Raw genomic sequence first — 6,058 nt, forward strand, 5'->3', positions numbered from 1 at the left:
TAGGTTAGGCTCACCTCAATTTGTGGTGCGGCGCAGGAGGGAATGCACATGGCGAAACGGGGTTTTGAGGGCGTGCTGACGCGCGGATTTGGAGCGCGCGACCACAGCGCAACAGTCACGGCCGTGACCTACCTCGCCCCGCATTTCGTGCGAATCCACCTGGTGAGTGCAAGTCTGCTTGCCGAGGTCGTTCTCGCGCCCACGGCCTGGCTGCGGTTCTGGTTCCCCGATCCGGACGGCAGCGACCAGGAACATCAGCGCGGCTACACCATCGTCGAGGCCGACCCGGATACCGGTGAGTTCGCGATCGACGTGGTGCTGCACGAACCTGCCGGGCCGGCCTCCAGCTGGGCAAGCCAGGCACAGCCGGGCGATACCATCGCGGTCACTACGCTCGGCTCGACGGGTTTCGTCCTGCCCGAGGAACTACCCGACGGATACCTCGTCATTGGTGATGCCGCGTCGCTGCCCGCCATCAATTCAATCCTCGAGGTGCTTCCATCCGAGCTGCCGGTCGAACTGTACCTGGAAGAGCACACGCTCGATGACCACATGCTGGAAATCCGCACGCATCCGCGCGCGCGAGTGCATTGGGTGCCGCGCGTCGATGAGGCGAGCCTGGCGGCGGGACTGGCTGCGCGGGACTGGTCGAACTGGAGCGCGTGGGTGGCGTGTGAGTCCGACAGCTTGAAATATGTGCGTCGCCGCCTGATGAACGATTTTGGCTTCCCGAAGTCCGAAATCCAAGCCCGCGCCTACTGGTGTTATGGGCGGGCATTCGGCAAAAAACGCCCCAAGGATCTGCCCGAGGCTGCCGCCGCGCAGGTACCTGCGGCCGGCGAGGCTGCGCCTATCAGCGGGACGTGGCGGGCTGAGGCCGGTCGGCGCCTGCTCGCCCCGCTGCGCACAACCTTCATCCTGGCGGCGATCGTGCAAGCGCTGGCCACACTCGCGCAGCTGGCCCCCTACGTCCTGCTCGTCGAACTCGCCCGGCTGCTGCTCGTCGGCGCCGGCACCGACGCGCTCATCCGCCTGGGCTGGTGGGCCGGCCTGGTCCTTATCGCGGGCGCGCTACTCACGACCGGGCTGATGACCTGGCTGCACATCGTCGATGCGCGCGTCAGTCAGGACCTGCGCACCCGACTGCTGATGACGCTCGGACGCGTGCCCCTCGGGTTTTTCGATACCCGCAGCGCGGCGCACATCAAGCAGCTGGTGCACGATGATCCGCTGGCGATGCACTACCTCATCACGCATGCGGTGCCCGATGCGGTCGGCGCCATCGTCGCGCCTGTGGCCGTCTTGGGCTACCTGTTCGTGATCGACTGGCGGGTGGCGCTCACCCTGCTGCTGCCGGTGCTCGCCTACCTGATCGGCATGTACATCATGATGACGCAGTCGGGCCCGCGCGTAGTGCAGGCGCCGCAGTGGCGCCAGCAGATGGCCAGCGCTGCTGACGCCTACCTGCAGGGGCAGGCCGTCGTACGCGTCTTCGGGGGTGCAGCCGCCGCGCCCTTCACCCGGAGCCTGCGAGACTACCTCGATTTCCTGCGATCCTGGCAGCAGCCGCTCAGCGGCCGCAAAACCTTCATCGATCTGGTCACGCGCCCCGCGACGTTCCTGTTCCTCAGCTGCGTGGTGGGCACCGCGCTCATCACCGCGGGCATGATGGATCCGATCTCGCTGCTGCCCTTCCTCTTTCTTGGCACGACGTTCGGTGCGCGGCTACTGGGCGTCGGCTACGGTCTGCAGGCGCTGCGCGACGGTATGCTCGCGGCACGCCGAATCCAGGTCATGCTCGACCAGGAGCAGCTGTCCACGCTGCCTGAGGTCGAGCATGCGGCGAGCGCGCCGAGGCCCGCTGGTCTCGTCGAGTTCGATGATGTGAGCTTTGGCTACGACGCGTCTACCCCCGTGCTGTCGGGCGTCTCGCTGCGCCTGGCGCCCGGTACCATCACTGCGCTCGTGGGCCCGTCCGGTGCGGGTAAATCCACCCTGGCGAGCCTGCTTGCCCGGTTCTACGACGTGACCGACGGCGCAATCCGCATCGGCGGCCACGATCTTCGTACGCTCGAGGCATCACAGCTGTATTCGCGGGTTGGCTTCGTCTTCCAGAATCCGCAACTGGTGCGCGCCAGCGCCCACGAGAACATCGCGCTCGCCCGCCCGGATGCCAGTCGGCACGAGGTGGAGCAGGCTGCCCGCGCCGCTCACATTCACGAGCGCATCCTCGCCCTACCGGACGGCTATGACACGATCCTGGGCGCTGACATCGCCCTATCCGGCGGTGAACGCCAGCGCATCACCATCGCCCGTGCGCTGCTGGCCGACTGCCCAATCCTCGTGCTGGACGAGGCGACGGCATTTTCCGACCCCGAATCCGAATACCTCGTCCAGCAGGCGGTCAGCCGCCTGACCGCCGGACGCACCGTGCTGCTCATCGCTCACCGCCTGCACACCATCACTGGCGTCGATACCATCGTTGTGCTCGATGGCGGCCAGATCATCGAGCAGGGTCGGCACGAGGAACTGCTCGCACGCGGCGGTCGCTACGCCGAACTCTGGGCAGCCGCCGAGACGAAGGCCACCTCATGATCCGCACGCTCATTAACCTGCTGCCACCGGCCCAGCGCCGCCATATCACCCCCTACCTGGCGCTCACGGCGCTAAGTATCGCGCTACGCGCCGCAGCGGCGCTCGCCCTCATTCCGCTCATCTCGGCCCTGTTCAGCTCGCAGCCGGGTGATGCCTGGCGCCCTCTGGCCATGATCGCGATCGCTACGGCGCTTGGCTGGGGGTGCGATAGCGCCGCGGCCCGCCACGCCTACGCTGTTGGCTTCGTGCTGCTGGATCACGCTCAGCACACCGTCGCCGAGCGCATCACCACCATCCGATTGCAGTGGCTGACCGGCGATAACCTGGCCACCACGCGTCAGGCGGTCGCTGCCACCGGTCCCGAACTCGTCGGGTTGATCGCCTACCTGGTGACGCCGCTGCTGAACGCCCTTATTCTTCCGGCCGCGATCGGCATCGGCCTGCTGTGGTTTTCTCCGACGCTCGGCGCTGCAGCGCTGGCGTTCCTGCCGCTGCTGCTTGGCGCCCTCGTCCTCTCGATGCGCCTGGCGCGCAGCGCCGACGCCGCCGCGGATCGCGCCCACGCCCAGCTGTCCGAGCGCCTCCTGGAGTTCGCCCGCACCCAGCAGGCGTTGCGCTCCGCCCGCCGCGTCGATACCGAGAGCAGCCATGTCGGCCAGGCACTTGCCGCGCGCACTCATGCGATGAGTCGACTGCTCGCCTACCGCGCGCCCGAGCAGCTGGTTTTCACTCTGCTGACCCAGCTCGCCCTCATTGCGCTCGGCGCCCTCGCGGTCAGCCGCGCCGTCACCGGCGAGGTTTCCCCCGCCGCCGCGATCGCGCTCATCGTCGTCATCGTCCGCTTCTTGGAGCCCCTGGCGCTCGTGGCCGATATCACCGCCGGCTTGCAACTGACCACGAACGCACTGCGCACCATCCACACCGTGCTTGCCGCACCGCGCGAGCACCCCGGAACCGCGACACCAACCCTCTCAACCGCTCCCCAGATCGAGGTCGCCGACGTCACCTTCGGTTATGACGCCACGCGCGAGCGCCCCGTGCTTGACGGCCTGAACCTCACCTTCCAGCCGGGCACCACAACCGCGATCGTCGGGCCTTCTGGCTCGGGCAAATCCACCCTGCTGTTCCTGCTGGCCGGGCTCCACCAGCCCACCTCCGGAAGCATCCGTATCCAGGGCACGGACCTCGCCGAGCTCACTCCCGCCGCCCGCCGCGCCCTCATCGCCGTCATCTTCCAAGACCCGTACCTGTTTGACGGCACACTGCTGGACAACATCTCCATCGGTAATCCCCACGCCACCGGCGAGCAGATCGAGCGCGCCACCGCACTCGCGCGCGTGGATGCCGTTGCCGCGCAACTCACCGACGGCATGGCCACAATGGTCGGCGACGGTGGCACGCTGCTATCGGGCGGGCAGCGCCAGCGCGTCTCGATCGCCCGCGCCCTGCTCAGCTGCGCCCCCGTGCTGCTAGTCGATGAGGCCACCAGCGCGCTCGATACCGAAAACGAACGCGCCGTCGCCGCTGCCCTGAGCTCGGAGACCACGCCCCGCACCCGCATCATCGTCGCGCACCGCCTGTCCTCCATCCGCCAGGCCGACCGCGTCATCTTCTTCGATGCCGGCCGCGTCATCGAGGACGGCAGCATCGAGGACCTGCTCGCCCTTGATGGCCGCTTCGCCGCATACTGGCGCCAGCAGCAGGCCGCCAGCGCTTGGCGCGTGCGCTAGTGCTCCCGCCAAGCCCTACGGTAGATTCAACGCCCTAGCCTACGTGACCCAGCTCACCGCCGGGTTGAAAGGATGGCATCAAGAAACGCTGTGCAGCAATGGCTCTGGTTTTTGCAGCTACGCTCGCCGGTTGTGGCGACGAGACCGCACCTGAGAGTTCGGCCTCGCCTGCCACGAGATCACCCCCCGACCACCTCAGCTCCTTCCATCAGCGCAAAGCTCAGCGTTGACAGCACGGATAAGCCCCTGACATCTGCCGCGTGCGCCACGATCGACGGGGAATCAACGATGTCATTCGAAACACCGGATCAGCCGCAGTCGTTGCTCACCGTCAAGGTTGCCGATGGCGCCGTCAAGGATGTGATATGGCAAGCCGGCAACACCCTGCACTCCTGGGGAGGCGACTACTTTGGACGTGACCCGCTCGTGAGTGTTGACGCAGACCGCTGGCGGATCGAGGCCTCCGTGCGTGAAATCAGCGGCGACGGTGCGGCCGAACTCAAGGCTATGGAAATCCAAGCGGAGATCGACTGCACGTCTGACGAGAGCCATCATCGCGACGACCCGTATCAGTCGGTAGCCAACGGCCAGTACGCACCGAGCCCTGAGCGCAAAGCTCAGCTCGAGCCACTCGATGCTCTATTCGCCAAGACTCAAAGCGAGGTGATAATCGACGGGCAGGCAGCGACCGTCACGAAAACGTCATGTGACCCCAGCTTCGTCGCTAAAACCAATGTGAGGGCCGATCTTGAGATCGGCGGAGAATCAGCATCCCTATCGTGGGACTTCACCGATCCCGCCGTGCCAAAAGCCGTGGAGTTGCGTCTAACGGGCAACCAGCTTGGCTGGCAGCACGAAAAAACGTCCTACCCGCACACCGGGTCGAGGGCAAAGCCCACGCACTGCGCGGCACGGTCTATTCCGATGACCTGTCCAAAACCAGCACCATCGAGCCCGTCATTTTCTGCGAAGCAAAAGTATGGACACATCGTCTTGGGAACCTACTGCTGCTCAATCGCCGGAAAAACTCCAGTGCTTGCAATTATGACTTCGATGTTAAGAAGGAGAGGTACTTCAAGTCGGGGAAAGGCGTGGCGGTGTTCGCACTCACCACGCAGGTACTTGGAGAACCGGTGTGGACTCCGAGTGTTATCGAGCGACGTCAGAAAGAGCTTTTGGAGATCTTGATTAAGGAGTGGCAACTCTAATCACACCCTGGCGCCTGCCCAATGTCCGCCTTGATGGCTACTACTTGGGTGCTGCCGTCGCGGAAGTGGAAAGTCACCGTACCGTCGATGTTAACGGTGCCTTTGTCGAGCAAAGCTACGCAGAGGTATGGGTTGAAGGCCAACTGTTCAAGTTCAAGGTTGGCGGTCTCTTGCCTGTAGTAGTGGTAGGCGGCTAGTCGGTTGTGCTTGTTGTGGATTTCGTCGACCACGGCAGCGTGCTCAGCTAACAGCGCCTGGTGCTGTTCGTGGCTAGCGTTGAACGCCTTCTCGTAAACCTGTTGGTCTTGCGCGACGCGTGCGTTGTGGGTGATTAGTGATTCGAGCTTTTTCGCTACCTGGTCGATCTGGGCGATCAGTCCGGCTGCTTCGACTTCGAGGTCGCTGGTGTCGAGCGCGTCGAGTACGGCGTGGTTGACGGTGTCATCGGCAGGTGAGCCGAAGCGGAGGCGGATAGCCTCGAGGAACATGTACTTGAGTCGTTGATCGCTGATGTGCCCGGTGGCG

The 6,058-nt window shown here is 65.0% G+C and carries 3 protein-coding genes and 1 pseudogene; 3 read left to right on the top strand and 1 reads right to left on the bottom strand.

The window, feature by feature from the left end; all coding sequences use genetic code 11:
* Nucleotides 1–48: 48 nt before the first annotated feature.
* The 3 genes from HMPREF2656_RS01510 to HMPREF2656_RS13385 all read left to right on the top strand — a co-directional run bounded on the left by HMPREF2656_RS01510 (nt 49) and on the right by HMPREF2656_RS13385 (nt 5,533).
* Nucleotides 49–2,595: an ABC transporter ATP-binding protein/permease gene (locus HMPREF2656_RS01510; protein WP_070510587.1), complete on the top strand. Its 2,547-nt coding sequence runs from the start codon at nt 49–51 to the stop codon at nt 2,593–2,595.
* Nucleotides 2,592–4,325 (top strand): ABC transporter ATP-binding protein, encoded by a 1,734-nt coding sequence (locus HMPREF2656_RS01515; protein ID WP_049157408.1) that lies wholly within the window; start codon nt 2,592–2,594, stop codon nt 4,323–4,325. Before HMPREF2656_RS01510 ends, HMPREF2656_RS01515 begins: the two co-directional genes overlap by 4 nt.
* A 779-nt stretch (nt 4,326–5,104) precedes the next feature.
* Nucleotides 5,105–5,533 carry a GmrSD restriction endonuclease domain-containing protein gene (locus tag HMPREF2656_RS13385; RefSeq protein WP_070491109.1) on the top strand — a complete coding sequence of 143 codons (429 nt, stop codon included), beginning with the start codon at nt 5,105–5,107 and terminating at the stop codon, nt 5,531–5,533.
* On the opposite strand, the pseudogene HMPREF2656_RS01525 reads toward HMPREF2656_RS13385, so the two are convergent.
* Nucleotides 5,530–6,058: pseudogene (locus HMPREF2656_RS01525) on the bottom strand (recombinase family protein); the annotation flags it as partial. The gene HMPREF2656_RS13385 and the pseudogene HMPREF2656_RS01525 overlap by 4 nt on opposite strands.

The organism is Corynebacterium sp. HMSC034B08 (genome assembly GCF_001835805.1).
Lineage (GTDB): Bacteria > Actinomycetota > Actinomycetes > Mycobacteriales > Mycobacteriaceae > Corynebacterium > Corynebacterium coyleae.